Genomic DNA, 16,047 nt, shown 5'->3' on the forward strand with positions numbered 1-16,047 from the left:
TTTAAGAACTCGGAAACCAATACGGCGAAAATTTAAACGATGAAAAACGGACACCCAAATAATCGATTTCTCTTAGAAAAAAGAATTTTTTATCTGGAGCATTCGGGGCAGTATCTGATGATTTGCGCTCTATCAGATTACTTCCAAAATAAACATGCTGTCGTTATGGCAAATTTTCTCTATCCAAATGAAAAAATGGATTGGAGAAATTTAGATGATTTATTCAATGAGTTAGTTTTAGAGGAATTACAGACTTCATTTATGGATTGGCATCCAACTATTGAAGAGGCAATTAACCATCATTTAGAAGACTTTTCGTAACAAGCATAAATTAAAAAGGTCGTCTGAAACTGCTTTTAATTTTCAGACAACCTTTCCGTCAATAAAAATGGCGATATTGGAGCTCAAACCAGCCTACGGCTTGCTGGAATAGGGATGAAAGGTTTAAGAAAAAATGATTGTAGTTGAACATTTAGAGCGTTATTTGAGTGAAATTAAAAGCGGCATAAAATGCTTAGATCGACGTTACCATCTCAGCGTTTCCGTATTTCCATCGCAACCATATGAAGGATTAACTACTTTTTCTACTTTAGGCTTGAATCGATATGACTTGAACTATAAGAGTAGGTTTGAATTAATTTTTACCTGTTCTGAAGAATGGAATAAAGAAAATATTGCAGCTTTTCTATCAGGAGTAGCTGAATATTTGATTGACAATAGAAAACCTATTTTAAGAGGTGAAATTATTCAATTACCCAGGGTAATTATCGAAGGTAGCAAAATGGATGCTCTGTATGTTTCAGCACCATTTTATTTCGATGATGATTTTCAGGTCTGTCATGGCGAACACTACAATATCGTTTTCCCTTTGCTTGTCCCGTTGTATAAACAAGAAGCAAAATTGGTGGAAAAGAAAGGTTGGAATGCTTTTGAGCAGTTCTTGCTCGATAATGAAGTTGACAACCTTTCGGATATGAATCGGAAACCGTTTGCTTGGTAAGGGCTTTCTTAAATTTGATCAAAGGCCGTCTGAAATCAAGTTTGTTTTTCAGACGACCTTTCCTTCATTTGAAACAGAATATTGAGAACTAAGTTCTTCAAAAATCCTACACCTGCTCCTTCCACGGCAGCACCTTGGTCAAAACGGTAGACGGCTACAAAGCCATTGCCCGTATCCGAGTCGGTGACCGCGTCTTTGCCAAGGACGAAGCAAGCTGAAAAACAGGATACAAACCCGTCACCACCCAATACGGCAATCCGTATCAAGAAGCCGTTATTGATTTGAATAGGATTCAAAATAATGCCAAGTTAAGTGCGCCAATTGCGGTATTGAAACAACTCCAGCCAAACAATCTATAAAAAATACCACTCCTACTTCAAATGAAAGACAAGTGGATCATGTCATCCCGAAATCTAAGGGTGGTAAAGGTACTCCTAAAAACGGGCAGGTCTTATGCAGAGGCTGCAACATTAAGAAGAGTAACAAATGAAATCGAAACTTACCGTCGTCTATTACGATTTGGAAAGCAATATTGCGGAAGAAAGACTGTCTGGAAACATAATGCCTGATGGAAATTTCCTTATTCAAGAGATTCCTCTTTTCGCACCGAATTTGGCTTTAAACGACATTGTTGCCATAGAACGTGAGGATAAAATGCTGTTTTTCGACCACTTGATAAAAGCTTCAGGAAATACCACGATAAACATCGTTGTTTTAGACCATTTCCCAAAGAATTTATTGGCAGTCATAGAAGAACACAGTGGTAAAATCAGAAAAAATGGAGAGAACTATTTATCGGTTAATTTCCCGCCTAAAAAGTATGATTTTGATTTAAAAGAAATTTTGAATAGATACGAGAAAGCAAATATCCTCAGCTACAGGGAAGCTTGTTTGGGCTCCTCTTAATTGATCCACAAGTAAGAGTAGATTATGTTTGATTGGAAACCCAACGATCAAAAGGTCATCTGAAGCCGCGTTTGGTCTTTCAGACGACCTTTCCTTAATTGAAAAGGGATGTTGGGTTTTGACCCAATCTACGCTTGCTTGGAAAGGATAGACCCGAATAAGAAAAAAACACTAACAAATAACCATATTCCTATTAAAGATTAGGAGGTGTCTATGGAAATAAAATTCAATATCCTAGGAATTATTCTGAATGGAGCCAATCCTGAAGAAAAATTCATAAAAATTATTGATGATCAGGAAAATACTGGTGGATTTCTTATACTATTATCTTCAAATGACAAATTCTTACCGTTTAATAGTTATGACGATTGGGTTGAAAACTTAGAAATATTAAAAGAATATCTACAAGAATCTAATTGGATTATCAAGTGGTCCCAATAATTGGCAAACATAGGTCGTCTGAAACCGTGTTTGATTTTTCAGACGACCTTTCTCAGTAAAAATGGGATGTTGGGGCTCAATCCAACCTATACTTGCTCAGATCAAGACAATGATAGTAGATTAAGAAAAATATGATTAATCATGTTGAAAAATATATAGGCACTATTTCTCATGGCTCGAAAAGCGATTCGGGAAGTCAGTACAAATTAAATATCGCAGCTATTCCCTCTTCCCCTAACAGGGATTTAAAAACTTATATTACTTTAGGGTTAAGCAAACATGATCTGAATTATAAAAGTAGATTTGAAATACTTTTCATATGTTCTTTAAAATATGATGAAAATCAGATTTTTCCATTCTTAAGATGGTTGGCAGAAACCATCATTGAGAACAAAAAAATTCTTCTTCGAGGGCAGGTTATTTATTTGCCTAGAAGCATTGTTGATTCAACAAAAATGGATGCACTGTATGTTTCCGCCCCATTTTATTTCGACGATGATTTTCAGGTCTGTTATGGTGAACACTACAATATCGTTTTCCCTTTGCTTGTCCCGTTGTATAAACAGGAAGCGGAATTCGTGGAAAAGAAAGGTTGGAATGCTTTTGAGCAGTTCTTGCTGGATAATGAAGTTGACAACCTTTCGGATATGAATAGGAAACCGTTCGTTTGGTAAACATTTTCTTTGGTGTAATCAATAAGCCGCCCGAAAAGGCCGTCTGAAAATATTTTTCAGACGGCCTCACATTCCTAACTCTTTTTATTCAATCTAATCATGCGCATTATTAAAAATATCCTGCTTACTTCTTTCCTCGGACTGTTTGTTTTTTGGCTCGGTTCAGGTATTTTATTTGAAATCAACCCCAAATGGTTTATGAGTGAAACGGCAGTAGAAATTCCGGAAAACCCCAACCGTTTTGTCGGCTCCATCGCTGCTTTTCTGCGAGGAGAAAACAAAAATCCGTCGCTTCAAGCCGCTGCGGCTCTGATGGAATCGTCTATCGGCCATACTGTCGATACGACGGAATTTAAAAGGAAGGGAACGTTATCCATCGAAGACAAACCTTTTACTTCGATCGCCGATTTCCTCTCCGTGTCACGAAAACTTGATTTTCTGAAGGGAAAATCCGATTGGTATACCGATGAAGAAACCGACGGTAGCTACCGTTCCAACACCAACTATTACCTTTTCCAAAACGTACTGATAGAGGCTAAGGATTCGTTTACCAGGATTGGCGACGAAAGAGACAGGTTGGATGTTGTTTTTACTTATCTGAACAACCGCCCGTTGTCAGCAGAAATCGTCCGCTTCCGAGGCGGGCCGGGACGGGCGGAATCTAAAGCCGTATGGAGCATCCGAACTATTTGGCAGCCCGACGGTTCTGTTTTTACGCAGAAAACCGACGGAACAGTCGACATTTCCGGATATAAGGAATGCAGCCGCTGTTATCAAGATGCCCTAGCCTACGCCGATAAGGCCGAATTTGCCGCTTTTAAAACGCAGTATGTGAAACAGGCCAGAGAAAAAAGCAATCGGATTGCGGCAAACAGGACTTCGTCCGTCAATTACCAGAACATGCCCGAAATCATGCCGAAAGGAATGTCTGCAAACAGTTTGGTGGTAGGTTACGACAAACAACACCGGCCGGAAAAAATTTACTGGAGCTACGATAATGGAAAAAGGCGGCAGAGTTTTGAATATTATTTGGAAAACGGCCGCCCCTTTATGGCGCAGTCTTCCTCCGTTCCTTTGACCGAAGACGGCGAAACTGCCGATTTCAATGCCGAACCACGCATTCAAACTTGGTTTATCCATGATGGGAAAATATTAAAAGAAGAACTCAGCAATACGCCGCCGGATCATCCTTTGAAAATAACTTCGTTGAACAGCGATATTCAACGTTATGCCGATGCGGCGGCCAAGCGGCAGAAGTAACACGCAAAAAAGCAGGGACGACAGCCCTGCTTTTTTCAGACGGCCTAAAACCTCCGTCATTCGAACGGAAACAAACTTTCCAGCTACTCAGACAAAATTTTCCGGTATAGCTGCCCGTAGCGGGTTGCCGAAAGCGTCCAACTGAAATCCTGCCTCATCGCGGTAGCGCGGACGTTTGTCCATATATGTTGCTGCTTCCACAAATCAAAGGCCGCCTGCAAGGCTTGGCGCAAGTCGGCTGCCGTTGGCTGGGTAAAGACGAAACCTGTCGCCGTGCCGTTTTGGATATTTTCCGCACAAGCATCGACCACCGTATCCGCCAAGCCGCCTGTTGCGCGTACCAACGGCAGAGTACCGTATTTCAAACCGTATAACTGCGTCAAACCGCAAGGTTCGAACCGGCTGGGGACCAAAATGACGTCGCCGCCGGCAATCATCAGGTGGGATAATGCCTCGTCGTATCCGATTTTAACGGCGATATGCTGCGGGTTGTCTTCCGCCAATTTGCAGATTCCGTCCTCCAGATGCGGCGCACCCGAACCGAGAATCGCGAGTTGCCCGCCCTGTTTGACGATTTCGTCGGCGCTTTCCAACAATAAATCCACGCCTTTTTGTTCCGTCAAACGGGTAATCATGACAAACAGCAAAGCGTCGGCTTGCTGCGGCAGGTTGAAATAGGCTTGTAACTCCGCTTTATTTTTTTCTTTGCCGCCCATGTCTTCCGCTCTATATGCGTGCCGGATGTATTGATCGCCGTCCGGATGCCAGATTTTTTCATCGACGCCGTTCAAAATACCGACCAAACGGCCTTCCCGATACTGTGCCGACAACAATCCTTGCAAGCCGTAGGCAAATTCCGGCGTGGTAATCTCTCCGGCATAGGTCGGGCTGACTGCCGTAACCGCGTCGGAATAATAAACACCGGCTTTCAAATAGGAAATTTGTCCGAACAATTCCAAACCGTGCATACGGAACATGCTTTCAGGCAACCCGATTTCGGTTAAATGGCGGCTATTGAACTGGCCTTGATAGGCCAAGTTGTGGATGGTGAAAACCGATTTCGCCGGCCGGCCTTCATTAAACAGATAGGCCGCCGCCAAACCGGCGTGCCAATCATGTGAATGTACGACTTCCGCGCGCCAAAATCCGTCCAATCCGGCAGCCAACTCCGCACCAACCTTACCGAGCAGGGCAAAACGTTTATAGTTGTCGGCATAATCGGCATAACCGGCATCGTGATAAGGATTTCCTTCGCGGGCATATAGGTGCGGCGCATCTATCAGATAAATGCCGATGCCTTCATATTCGCCGTAGCGCAAAACGATATGTCCGGCAAAGTTATCAAATTCAGCCACGACATCGGTTTGCGGAACCCCCGCCGAAATGGCGGGATAGGTCGGTAATAAGATACGGGCGTCAATACCGATTTCTTTCTGGGCAAAGGGCAACGAACCCATCACGTCGGCCAAGCCGCCGGTTTTCAGCAACGGATATAATTCCGAACAAACATGCAATACTTTCATTTATTTTCCCAACCGTTAAATAATCTATTAATTCATCCGATGCGCCGACGCGCATCCTGAAACCGGCGCATATTTTCCGCAACACGCCCGGCTAATATGCGCCGCCGGCAATTAAAGGTTTCAAAGCTGATTGTGCTTTTAGTCCAAATGTCCTTCTTCGGGTACGTTTCCGCCTTCCAGCCGTTTCAGCATAGCGGGGGTAACGAGGACAACTTTGCCACTTGAGCTTACGCGGAAGCGTTTGCGGTCCGATTCCTTATCGACGCCGATGCGCATACCGTCGGGAATGACGCAATGCCGGTCGATAATGCAATGCCGCAAAATACAGTTTTTGCCGATGACCACTTCAGGCAACACGACGGAATGGTCAATGCTCGAACCTTCGTTGATTCTAATCCGGTCAAACAATACGGAATAACTGATGGACGCATCGGTAATCACGCAACCTCCGCCGATAAGGGAATTGTCGACCGGCTTGATGTTGGCGTTTTTATAGAAGAATTTCGACGGGTAAGACTGCACCGGATTGCCCCGAATCGGCCAGCTCTGATCGTAAATATCCAGTTGCGGATGCTCGGAAACGAGGTCGATGTTGGATTGCCAGAAACTGTCCAACGTGCCGACATCGCGCCAGTAAATATCGCCTTCGGTATTGCGCCCCATACAGGAGCGGCTGAACGGATGGGCATACAGGGTGCCTTCTTCCAAGCATCTGGGCAGCACGTCTTTACCGAAATCATGAGATGTGTAAGGCGTGTTCACTTCCTTATTCAACATTTCATAAAGATAATCCGCGTCAAACACATAAATGCCCATCGATGCCAAGGAAACATCCGGCTTGCCCACCATGGGCGGCGGATCTTTCGGTTTCTCCACGAAATCTTTTACTTTCAGGTTTTCATTTACCGCCATCACCCCGAATTCGCTGGCCTCGGAACGCGGCACTTCGATACAGCCGACGGTACATCTTGCGCCGCTGTTGACGTGGTCCAACAGCATCTGGCCGTAATCCTGTTTATATATATGGTCGCCGGCCAGAATCAGAATATATTTCGGCTTATAGTGATCGCGGATAATCGCCATATTCTGATACACCGCGTCCGCCGTGCCGCGATACCAAGTGGAATCGTCGATTTGCTGGCGGGCCGGCAGCATATCGATAAACTCCCCGCGCTCCTGCGGCAGAAACGACCAGCCTTTTTGCAGATGGCGCAATAAAGAATGGGCGGCATATTGGGTAATGACACCGATATGGTTCAATCCGGAATTGATACAGTTGGACAGTGCAAAGTCGATGATACGGCGGTTACCGCCGAAATAAAGTGCGGGTTTGGCACGTTTATCCGTCAACTCGTGAAGGCGCGAACCCCGGCCTCCCGCCAGGATGAGGACAAGCGTGTCTTTGGCAAGAGTGTATTTGCTGGAAACTTGGGAAAGATTATTATTCATAGCGAACTCCATTCTTTGTTATCACGACTGAGGGCAAATTTGATACCGCGGATACATGCCGAATCTGAAACGTCTTTTGCAGTATCCGCAGCAGCGGTTTGTGTATCATGATGTCTGTGATTGAAGCAGAACCGTTGCTTTCCAAAGGAGGCGCGGAACGGCAAGGCTTGCGGTTCGAAAAATTTACCGAACCCGCCTTTTATTTTTAATCGCTATCATTGGATAGGTTACATTATATTTTGACGGTTTTCCCGCCTGACTCCATTAATTAATATCAAATCACGCTAAATCTTATTTTAATTTGTTTAGTTCCCGCCGAACCAGACAAGCGCACCGACAGCCGCCATACAAAAAAGCGGGGTTCCGCACGAACCCCGCCCTCTTTTTTCCAGACGGCCTGATTTCAGACGGCCTGCCTTTTTTCACAAAGCAATCCGGCCTCCACCCAATCGTCTCCGCCGGGCAAAACGATGCGCGAGACCATTTTGTCCATATCCTTCAGATAACCGTTGGAGCGGCTGCTGTTGATGAGTACGACGACAATTTTCGGGTTTTCACCCAACCAATAGCCCGCGAGGGCGCGCACGTCTTTGAGCGTGCCCGTCTTCAGGCGCAGAGGCAGCCCCGCTTGGCGGAAGCGTTTTTTCAGCGTGCCGTCGGTGCCCGCAATCGGCAAAGTGTTGACGAAGTCTTGTTTGAACGGGCTGAAATAGGCTTTTTCCAGCACCTGCCCCAGCATTCTGGCGGTGGCCCGCTCTTTGCGCGAAAGGCCGGAACCGTTTTCGAGGACAAGCTGCCCTACGTTGTCCACGCCTGCCGCGGCCAATTCGTTTCGGACGGTATTTTTGGCAGCCTGCACGGTAAGGCCGTCTGAACTGTGTTCGCCGAGTTTTAAAAAGACGGTACGGGCAATCAGGTTGTTGGAATGCTTGTTCATTTCGGTCAGCACTTCAGCCAGCGGTTTGGACTGCGAACCGGCGAGGACGGCGGCGCCGGCAGGTGCCGCAGCGGTCTTGAGGCCGTCTGAAATCGTACCGCCCGCCTTACGCCATTGATTGACGAAGCTTTTTTCGGCATAAACCTGCATGGACAGCATATTGACGAACATTTCCTGACCGAGGCAGCTTTCAGGAATTTTGCCGCTGGCGTGCAACACGCCGCCCGTATATCTGGCGCGCATGTAGTTTTGCAGGGCGTTGCAGCCGGCAGCCGAACCGGTAATGCTGACTTGGTTTTTCAAGGCAATCTCCGGCAGCGGCGGATTGGTGGTGATGTCTACGCCGCCGGCAGTGCCGCGTTCGGGTTTGACCCACACGACTTTGTACGCCAGCATATTCGGGTCGGGCGCAGTCATAAACGCCTCGCCCGCGTCGCTGCCGAAATCGTCCGCGCTGCCGGTTTCACCCCACACGCTGCGGTCGAGCACCAGCCGGCCGTTGATATGGACGATTCCTTTGTCGCGCAACTGTTGCTGAAGGGCGACCAGTCCGTCTTGGTCGAGCATGGGGTCGCCGCTGCCTACCCAGTAGATGTCGCCCTCCAGCGTATCGCCGTTCACACGGCCGTCGCTTTTCAATTCGGTCGTCCAGCGGTAATCCCTGCCCAATGCGCGGAACGCGGCAAAGGCGGTTACGAGCTTCATGGTCGAGGCGGGGTTCATAGATTCGTCTGCGCGGTGTTCTTCTATGATCCGGCCGCTTTGCAGGTCTTTGACGTAAACGGATATTTCTTCCGGCGGAATACCGCCGAAATCCAAAGCGCGGGCATTCAGCGATAACGCGCAAAGCAAAAGTGCGGCGGTTGTTCGGAGCTTCATGTTTGGTTTTCCCTGTGTTACGGTGGAACTGATTATTCAAATATTAATTATAAGCCAAGGCCGTCTGAAACAGAAATGTCCGGCCGTTTTCAGACGGCCTTACGGCGCCTTCAGGCGGGTTGCGAAAAACACCATCACCGCACCCAACACCAGCGCGCTGCCCATCGCCAGATGGATGCCGTCGAGCATGGCTTGTTGCGGCGAGGCGGCGGAGGACAGTTTCTCGCCGATATTGGTCGCGCCGACGAAAAATGCCGCGCCGATCGCGCCGGCAATCGGGTTGATGGTGGTCAGAATCGCCGCGCCGTGGGGGTTGAGTTTTTTCGGCAGCGCGTTCAAGCCGTGGGTTTCGCCCGTTACGCAGGCGGAGACGGAAACCGCCATCAGCGTGAACATGGCAGTCAGCATCATGACTTGCGTGTCAATCCGCAAAAACAGCCACAACACCGCCAGCGACACCATCAGCATCACCGTGGCGGGCAACACGACAAACCGTCCGCCCTTTTTGTCCAGCAGTTTGCCGAACAAAGGCGCGGCAACCGCCTGAGCGATGCTCGCGGGCATCAGAATCAGCCCCGTCGCCGTGCCTGTCAGCATCAGCACCTGCTGCGTGTACATCGGCATCATCAGTTCCAAACCCAAAAACAGGAACACAGCGCCCGCCAGAATCACGACGCAGTGGCGGAACTGCCTATACTCAAATGCCCGAAGGTTCAGCAGCGGCGTCGCCAAGCGGGACTGACGGTATGCAAACCAGCCCACCAGCGCGACGGAAGCGGCAAACAGCAGGATAAATTCCGCCAGCGGCAGACGGGCGAAATTACTGCTCGCATACACCAGCCCGCCGAAGCCCGCAATCGACAGCACGGCCGACAAAATATCAATCTTTGGACGGCTGATGTTGCTCAAATTGACCGTCAGATACTTGCCCACCAACCCCATCGCCGCCAGCATAAACGGCGCGGTAAAGCCGAACAGCACGCGCCAATGCGTGTGGTCGATGATGATGCCCGACAGCGTCGGCCCTATCGCGGGCGCGGCGGTAAACATCATGGTAATCACGCCCATCGCCGTCCCGCGTTTGTTCGGCGGGTAAATCGATAAAATGCCGTTAAACAGAAGCGGCACAAAAAACGCGGCGGACACCGCCTGCACCATCCGCCCCGCGACCAAAATCCCGAAAGTCGGTGCAAACGCGCAAATCAGCGAACCCGCCAGAAACGTCGCCTGCGTGAACAACACCATCTTGCGCGTTTCAAACCATTGAATTATGCCTGCCGTAATCGGCGTGAACGCGCCCATCACCAGCAAAAAGCCCGTCGTCAGCCATTGGACGGTGGTCTTATCGACCCCAAAATCCTTCATAATCGGCGTGAGCGCAACATTTAAAAGCGTGTCGTTGAGATAGCCGAAAAACGCGCCGATAAACAGCGTCGCCACAACGGTTTTGGCAGGAAAATCGGGATTGTCGGCGTGGTATTCGTGAACCGTATCGTCTTCTGAAAGATTAGAAGCGTGCATAATTTATTGAAATATTTAAAAAACAAGAATTTTAGCATAATTTAGGAACAGCAAAGGCCGTCTGAAAATACAGTTCCGACCAGGTCAAAACAGTTTTTCAGACGGCCTCTTGTCCGTTTCACGGCAGCACGGCACGCCTGCAAGGCAATACGGCCGCCGTTTTACGCCGCCTGCCCCGCATGATGCCGCACCAGCCGCGTCCAGTTGATATACCCGTAAGTCGAATTACACAGGTACATGCAATACATCAGCAACAGCGGCAGGCTGGTTTCCCCTTGCTTCAGCCACATCACCGCCCACAGCGAAATCGTCAGGATATTGACCAAAATCCACAACACCCACTGCTCGCGGTACCGCAGCAGCATCAGAATCTGCGCCACCAGCGAAATCACTACCGTTACCCCGTCCAATGCCGGCAGCGCGCTGCCGATATAGTGCAGAAATTCGATATACGCCAGCGTACCGGCCACCGTCAATGCGACCACCCACAGCCACTGCCGCACCGTCAGCGCCTTCGCCTTCACCTCTTCCGCATTGCCCAAGCTGACCGTATTTTGGTCGGTCATGTGCCTGCGCCACATCGCAAAACCGATAAACTGCACCGGCACATACACAAACAAATTCAACATCATCTCGCCGTAGAGCTTAAACGTATAAGAAATATAAGCATACAGCGACACCGAAATCAGTCCGAAAAAATAATTGCTGATTTTGCCCTTGCCGACAAACACCACGCACAAAATACCCGTTACCGCGGCAATACTCGCGGCAAGCGAATCGGGCTTGACTGCGAACACCGCAATCTGAATCCCCAAAAACAGCAGCAGCCAAAACGCTTCGAATTTCGTCCAGCCGCCGAAAAGCTCCCGTTTCAACCATTCCATAATGATTTCCCTCTATCCTCGGTTTTTAAAGTAACGGCTCGGATTATGCGCGCATTCTGAAATTTTAAAAAGAGTAACTTTCCGCCCCTTCACATTTGTTGGCCCGCCGCCTTGACTGGCAGGCAGGCTTGGCATATAGTCGGAAGCCGTTTATCCGCACACCACTCATGGAGAAATCATATGGCAAAAAAAGTCAGCATTTTAGTAGGCAGCCTGCGCAAAGGCTCGTTCGCACGCAAAGTGGCGCAAAACGTCATCCCGATGTTCCCCGCCGGTTATGAAGCCCAAATCGTCGAAATCGGCCACCTGCCGCTCTACAACTTCGACTACGACGACCCCAACGAAACCGACTTCCCCACTCCGGAAAGCTATACCCTGTTCCGCGAAACCATCAAGGCTTCGGACGGCATCCTGTTCGTTACGCCCGAAAACAACCGCACCGTGCCCGCCTGCCTGAAAAACGCGGTGGACATCGGTTCCAAACCCAACGCCGACGTCGCATGGAAGAAAACCCCCGCCGGCATCATCAGTCATTCCGTCGGCAAAATGGGCGGCTACAGCTCGCAGAAAAACCTGCGTCTGGCACTGTCTTACTTCGACATGCCGCTGACCGGCCAGCCCGAAGTCTTCCTCGGCAACTCCCCCACCCTGTTTGACGACAGCGGCAAACTCGTCGAGTCCGCCCGCGGCTTTGTACAAGGCTACATCGACCAACTGGTCGCACTGATTGAAAAAAATCCGAAATAACCGTCGGCTGCCAATCGTCAGGCCGTCTGAAAACATATTTTCAGACGGCCTTTTCCATCGGAAACCGCCGCCGCGTCCGCCTGCTTCGAGTAGTGTTTATCAATTCAATCGGTTAAAATGTCGGCGTAATCAACTTTGCAAAATATCACGGAGTGCCGATAACCATGCAGACGGCCTGTTCGTTCTCATTCAATATCGCCGCCTGGAACGCCGTCAGCAGCCGCGTGGCTTCGGCGGAACAATGGCAACAGTGGGCTGCGGGGCGGCTTGACGCCGAGGGCCTGCCCGAATACAAGCCCGCATTGTCCTTCCTGCCCGCCATGCAGCGCCGCCGCCTGGGTGCGTCCGCGCGGCTGGTATGCGAAGCGGCGTGGGAATTGGCAAACGCGTATCCAAACTGCCTGCCGGTATACGTTTCTCACGACGGCGAAATCAACCGCAGCTTCGAGCTTTGGCCGGAATTGCTGCGTTCGGGCACAGTCTCGCCCACCTCGTTCGGCCTGTCGGTGCACAACGCGCAGGCGGGGCAATGGTCTATCCTGCGCGGCGACATGCAGGAAAGTACGGCGCTGGCCACACTTTCAGACGGCATCGAAACCGCACTGGCCGAAGCCTATGCCGTGTTGTGCGACGGCGCGGAACGCATACTGCTGGTCATGGCGGATGACCCGCTGAAAACCGATTATGCCGTTGCCGCCGAACGCGCGCCGTTTCCCTACGCGCTGGCGATGGTGTTGGAAAAAGGAAACGCCTACCGCCTGACGCTCGAACCGACGGACAGGCCGTCTGAAAACACCGAACCCTATTGGGGCGCGCTCGACTGGATACGCTTTATGCTTTCAGACGGCCTCAAACAATCCCGCAACTACACCGACAGAATCTGGCATTGGCAAAAAACCGCATGAAAACCCTAGACTACTGCCGCCGTTTCTTCGCCACCCTGTTCGGCTTCATCCTCTTCGGCGTTGCGGGCGTATTGTTCAAAATCGCGCTTTTGCCCTACACGCTCAAATCCACCAAAGGCGACATCAAACGCCAGCTTGAAGCGCGGCGCATGATAGGGAAAGTCTGGCGCTTTTTCGTCGGCTATCTGCAATGGTCGGGCGTATTGAGCGTCCGTTTCAACGGTTTGGAAAAACTCGGCAGGCCGGGGCAGCTCGTCCTTGCCAACCATCCCTCGTTGCTAGATGTCGTCTTAATGGTCAGCCACTTTCCCGACCCGAACGTGCTGGTCAAAAAAGACCTGTTGAACAACCCCAGCATGAAAAGCCAGATTATCGCTTCCGGCTACATCCCCAACGACGAAAGCATGGAAATGTTGGAAGAAATCGACGCCGTGTTCAAAAGCGGGCAAAGTATGCTGATTTTCCCCGAAGGCACGCGCACAGGCTGGGACGGACAGGTTAAAATGCACCGTGGCGCGGTATCGCTCGGTTTGCGCAGCGCATCGGTCATCACCCCCGTGTGCATCAAAATGACGCCGCCCAATTTCAAAAAAGGCCAGCCTTGGTACAAAATACCGCCGCACAAAATCCATTATGAAATCACCGTCGGCGACGACATCCTGCCCGAAGAATGGCTGGCGGAAAAACCCCTACCCATCGCCGCAAGGCGTTTAAACGAATACCTTCAAAACTATTTCACAAGGAAAACCACATGAATAACTTAGAAAACCAAATCAAAGAATTGATCATCGACAGCTTGGGGCTGGAAGACATCACCGCCGCCGACATCGGCAGCGAAGACCCGCTCTTCGGCGACGAAGGCTTGGGTCTGGATTCAGTCGACGCGCTGGAACTCGGTTTGGCAGTGCAAAAAACCTTCGGCTTCCAGCTCGACGGCGAAAACGACAACCTGCGCGAAAACTTCGCCAACGTCAAAACACTGGCAGAATTCGTCAAAAGCCGTCAGGCATAAAGGAGAAGCGATATGACCGAACAAGAAGTACGCACCCTTCTGACCGATGCACTGGTCAACCTGTTTGAAATCGAACCCGAGCGCATCAAACCTGAGACCAACCTCTACGAAGATTTGGAAATCGACAGCATCGACGCCATCGACCTCATCGACCACATCAAACGCGAAACCGGCCGCAAACTGCAAGCCGAAGACTTCCGCAACGTACGCACCGTAGAAGACGTGGTTCAGGCGGTTTTGAAAGTACAGGCGCAAGATTCCTGATTCTGATCCAAACCGGCATATTTTCAGACGGCCTTGTCAATCGGCAAGGTCGTCTGAACATCAATAACAACATCAACCTTTCTCACTTATCCATAATATACAACTAACACCATGAAAAAATTCATTTCCCTACTGCTCTTACTCCCCGCCTTGTCTGCGCACGCTGAAATTTCCCTCATCAAAAAAATGACACATGCCGAATGTATGCAAGTCATTCGTGATTCATTGGATATGTATAACGATATGGAATTTTGTGAAAAAAACACGAACGAGGAAACTCAACGTAACGGGATGCTGGCATGGCTTATGGTTGGAACGGTCAACAGCAAGTCAGAAATGTCCCCTATCTGCCCAACGGTCAAAAAAATGACCGAACAAGAGCAAACTCAATTCTTTTCCCGCTATCCGAAATCTCATGAACCCAAAGAAGTGGCAAAATTCTGCACCCCGAAAAACCGTAAACGCATTGCCAAGCTTTATCCAACATATTTTAAACTGTTCAAAGAATATGACGACTTTAAAAAAAGCAAAGATGAGGAAGAAAACGAATAATCCAAGACACCATCGACCTTATTGACCACATCAAACGCGAAACCTGCCGCAAACTGCAACCTGCAAACCTGCTCAAAGAACAATGATATTAATTGACTTCTCTCTTACGAAACAAAATATTTAATATCAAATCAATAATTTTCAACTGGAGAGTTATAAATATGGAATCATCTTTATCATCGATCTTTATTATTCTTGCATTGTTATCTACTGGTTTCCTATCTGGTAAATTTCTTGCACCACCCCTTCGACAAGTCCTACTCAAACCCTTGTCCTTTATTGTCCTGCTTCTGCTCTTTTTCATGGGCTACGAGTTTGGCAGCGTCTTTACCGACCCGAATCTGGGCGCGGACATCGTCAAATATGCCCTGCTGTTCGCACTGATTATCAGCGCGTTTACCTTGATTGCGCTTTATCGCAAACCCGAAGCCTCGACTGCTTCCACGCCGTCGGGCAGCTTTATCAAACCCTTTTACGGCTGTTTCAAAGCCTTTGCTTTTTTCGGTTTGGGTGTGGCAGCATTTGCCTTTTTCGGGCGACAGATTGGCAATCTGCCCATCGACAGCACCCATATCCTCTATCTGCTGATTTTCATGGTTGGCATGGACTTGGTTGATTTCCAGCTTGGCGGATTCGGACGTAGGATTTTCCTGCTGCCGCTTCTGACCGTTGCTGCAACCTCCGCCGCGTGTTTCGTTTTTTCGCTATGTTCGCCCTATTCGTTTGCCCAAAGCCTAGTATTGTCGGGCGGTTTCGGCTGGTTCTCCCTTTCGGGTCCTATGGTTGGAAAAGCGGTATCGCCCGAAATGGGTGCGGCAGCGTTTATGACCGATTTTTTCCGCGAAATGATCAGCATCGTCTTCCTGTATTTCTACGGACGAAAGCAGCCTATGGCGGCAATCGGCATTTCCGGCGCAGCGGCAATGGACTCCGCCCTGCCCTTTGTCAAAGAAAACTGCCGCGCCGAATACATCAAATACGCCGTCGTCAGCGGCTTTATCCTGACCCTTGTCGCACCGTTTTTTCTGTCCGCCGCCATTGCCATGCTGAACTGACCCTACTATTTTTCCAAACAACTTTCAGACGACCTTCC

At 49.3% G+C, this 16,047-nt stretch carries 19 protein-coding genes and 1 pseudogene; 15 read left to right on the forward strand and 5 right to left on the reverse strand.

Annotated elements, in window-relative coordinates; genetic code table 11:
* The first annotated feature begins 39 nt into the window (after positions 1–39).
* From ACI43T_RS00185 to ACI43T_RS00220, 8 genes and pseudogenes are all read left to right on the forward strand, one after another.
* Positions 40–321: a hypothetical protein gene (locus ACI43T_RS00185; protein WP_405385208.1), complete on the forward strand. Its 282-nt coding sequence runs from the start codon at positions 40–42 to the stop codon at positions 319–321.
* A 133-nt stretch (positions 322–454) separates the two neighbouring features.
* A complete protein-coding gene (locus tag ACI43T_RS00190) occupies positions 455–1,000 on the forward strand; it encodes a suppressor of fused domain protein (RefSeq protein WP_405385209.1) in 546 nt (181 codons plus the stop codon).
* 134 nt (positions 1,001–1,134) lie between these two features.
* Positions 1,135–1,215, forward strand: a pseudogene (locus ACI43T_RS00195) (polymorphic toxin-type HINT domain-containing protein); the annotation flags it as partial.
* 140 nt (positions 1,216–1,355) lie between these two features.
* Positions 1,356–1,490: an HNH endonuclease gene (locus ACI43T_RS00200; RefSeq protein WP_405385381.1), complete on the forward strand. Its 135-nt coding sequence runs from the start codon at positions 1,356–1,358 to the stop codon at positions 1,488–1,490.
* On the forward strand, positions 1,487–1,906 hold the full coding sequence (locus tag ACI43T_RS00205; protein ID WP_405385210.1) for a DUF4265 domain-containing protein: 420 nt from the start codon (positions 1,487–1,489) through the stop codon (positions 1,904–1,906). Before ACI43T_RS00200 ends, ACI43T_RS00205 begins: the two co-directional genes overlap by 4 nt.
* A 213-nt stretch (positions 1,907–2,119) precedes the next feature.
* Positions 2,120–2,347: a hypothetical protein gene (locus ACI43T_RS00210; protein ID WP_045073857.1), complete on the forward strand. Its 228-nt coding sequence runs from the start codon at positions 2,120–2,122 to the stop codon at positions 2,345–2,347.
* A 131-nt stretch (positions 2,348–2,478) separates the two neighbouring features.
* Complete coding sequence (locus ACI43T_RS00215) at positions 2,479–3,021, forward strand: suppressor of fused domain protein (RefSeq protein ID WP_405385211.1); 543 nt, start codon at positions 2,479–2,481, stop codon at positions 3,019–3,021.
* A 99-nt stretch (positions 3,022–3,120) separates the two neighbouring features.
* Positions 3,121–4,281, forward strand: coding sequence for a hypothetical protein (locus ACI43T_RS00220; RefSeq protein WP_377081191.1), 1,161 nt, complete (start codon positions 3,121–3,123; stop codon positions 4,279–4,281).
* Positions 4,282–4,364: 83 nt separating this feature from the next.
* Here the strand turns inward: ACI43T_RS00220 and glgA are convergent, their stop codons facing one another.
* The 5 genes from glgA to pnuC form a co-directional block, all read right to left on the reverse strand.
* Positions 4,365–5,804 carry a glycogen synthase GlgA gene (glgA, locus tag ACI43T_RS00225; RefSeq protein ID WP_405385212.1) on the reverse strand — a complete coding sequence of 480 codons (1,440 nt, stop codon included), beginning with the start codon at positions 5,802–5,804 and terminating at the stop codon, positions 4,365–4,367.
* Between the two features lie 138 nt (positions 5,805–5,942).
* Entirely contained in the window at positions 5,943–7,253 is a 1,311-nt protein-coding gene (gene glgC / locus ACI43T_RS00230; protein ID WP_009174180.1) for a glucose-1-phosphate adenylyltransferase, read from the reverse strand.
* Between the two features lie 403 nt (positions 7,254–7,656).
* The gene (gene dacB, locus ACI43T_RS00235; RefSeq protein ID WP_009174181.1) at positions 7,657–9,069 is read right to left on the reverse strand and encodes a D-alanyl-D-alanine carboxypeptidase/D-alanyl-D-alanine endopeptidase; all 1,413 of its coding nucleotides are present in this window, start codon (positions 9,067–9,069) and stop codon (positions 7,657–7,659) included.
* Between the two features lie 99 nt (positions 9,070–9,168).
* Positions 9,169–10,590, reverse strand: coding sequence for an MFS transporter (locus ACI43T_RS00240; RefSeq protein WP_405385213.1), 1,422 nt, complete (start codon positions 10,588–10,590; stop codon positions 9,169–9,171).
* A 161-nt stretch (positions 10,591–10,751) separates the two neighbouring features.
* Positions 10,752–11,474, reverse strand: coding sequence for a nicotinamide riboside transporter PnuC (gene pnuC / locus ACI43T_RS00245; RefSeq protein ID WP_405385214.1), 723 nt, complete (start codon positions 11,472–11,474; stop codon positions 10,752–10,754).
* Positions 11,475–11,654: 180 nt separating this feature from the next.
* Between pnuC and ACI43T_RS00250 the strand changes: the two genes are divergently transcribed.
* The 7 genes from ACI43T_RS00250 to ACI43T_RS00280 all read left to right on the forward strand — a co-directional run bounded on the left by ACI43T_RS00250 (position 11,655) and on the right by ACI43T_RS00280 (position 16,009).
* Positions 11,655–12,221: an NADPH-dependent FMN reductase gene (locus ACI43T_RS00250; RefSeq protein WP_293278061.1), complete on the forward strand. Its 567-nt coding sequence runs from the start codon at positions 11,655–11,657 to the stop codon at positions 12,219–12,221.
* Between the two features lie 164 nt (positions 12,222–12,385).
* Positions 12,386–13,126 (forward strand): beta-ketoacyl synthase chain length factor, encoded by a 741-nt coding sequence (locus ACI43T_RS00255; protein ID WP_405385215.1) that lies wholly within the window; start codon positions 12,386–12,388, stop codon positions 13,124–13,126.
* Entirely contained in the window at positions 13,123–13,881 is a 759-nt protein-coding gene (locus tag ACI43T_RS00260; RefSeq protein WP_405385216.1) for a lysophospholipid acyltransferase family protein, read from the forward strand. The genes ACI43T_RS00255 and ACI43T_RS00260 overlap by 4 nt, the downstream gene beginning before the upstream one ends.
* Entirely contained in the window at positions 13,878–14,138 is a 261-nt protein-coding gene (locus tag ACI43T_RS00265; RefSeq protein WP_003779133.1) for a phosphopantetheine-binding protein, read from the forward strand. Before ACI43T_RS00260 ends, ACI43T_RS00265 begins: the two co-directional genes overlap by 4 nt.
* A 12-nt stretch (positions 14,139–14,150) precedes the next feature.
* Complete coding sequence (locus ACI43T_RS00270) at positions 14,151–14,402, forward strand: acyl carrier protein (protein WP_003685738.1); 252 nt, start codon at positions 14,151–14,153, stop codon at positions 14,400–14,402.
* Between the two features lie 111 nt (positions 14,403–14,513).
* Positions 14,514–14,954, forward strand: coding sequence for a hypothetical protein (locus tag ACI43T_RS00275; protein WP_311152649.1), 441 nt, complete (start codon positions 14,514–14,516; stop codon positions 14,952–14,954).
* Between the two features lie 302 nt (positions 14,955–15,256).
* Positions 15,257–16,009 carry a lysine exporter LysO family protein gene (locus ACI43T_RS00280; RefSeq protein WP_242926008.1) on the forward strand — a complete coding sequence of 251 codons (753 nt, stop codon included), beginning with the start codon at positions 15,257–15,259 and terminating at the stop codon, positions 16,007–16,009.
* The last annotated feature ends 38 nt before the right edge of the window (positions 16,010–16,047 follow it).

The organism is Neisseria oralis, from assembly GCF_045062685.1.
In the GTDB taxonomy this organism is placed as follows: Bacteria; Pseudomonadota; Gammaproteobacteria; order Burkholderiales; family Neisseriaceae; genus Neisseria; species Neisseria oralis.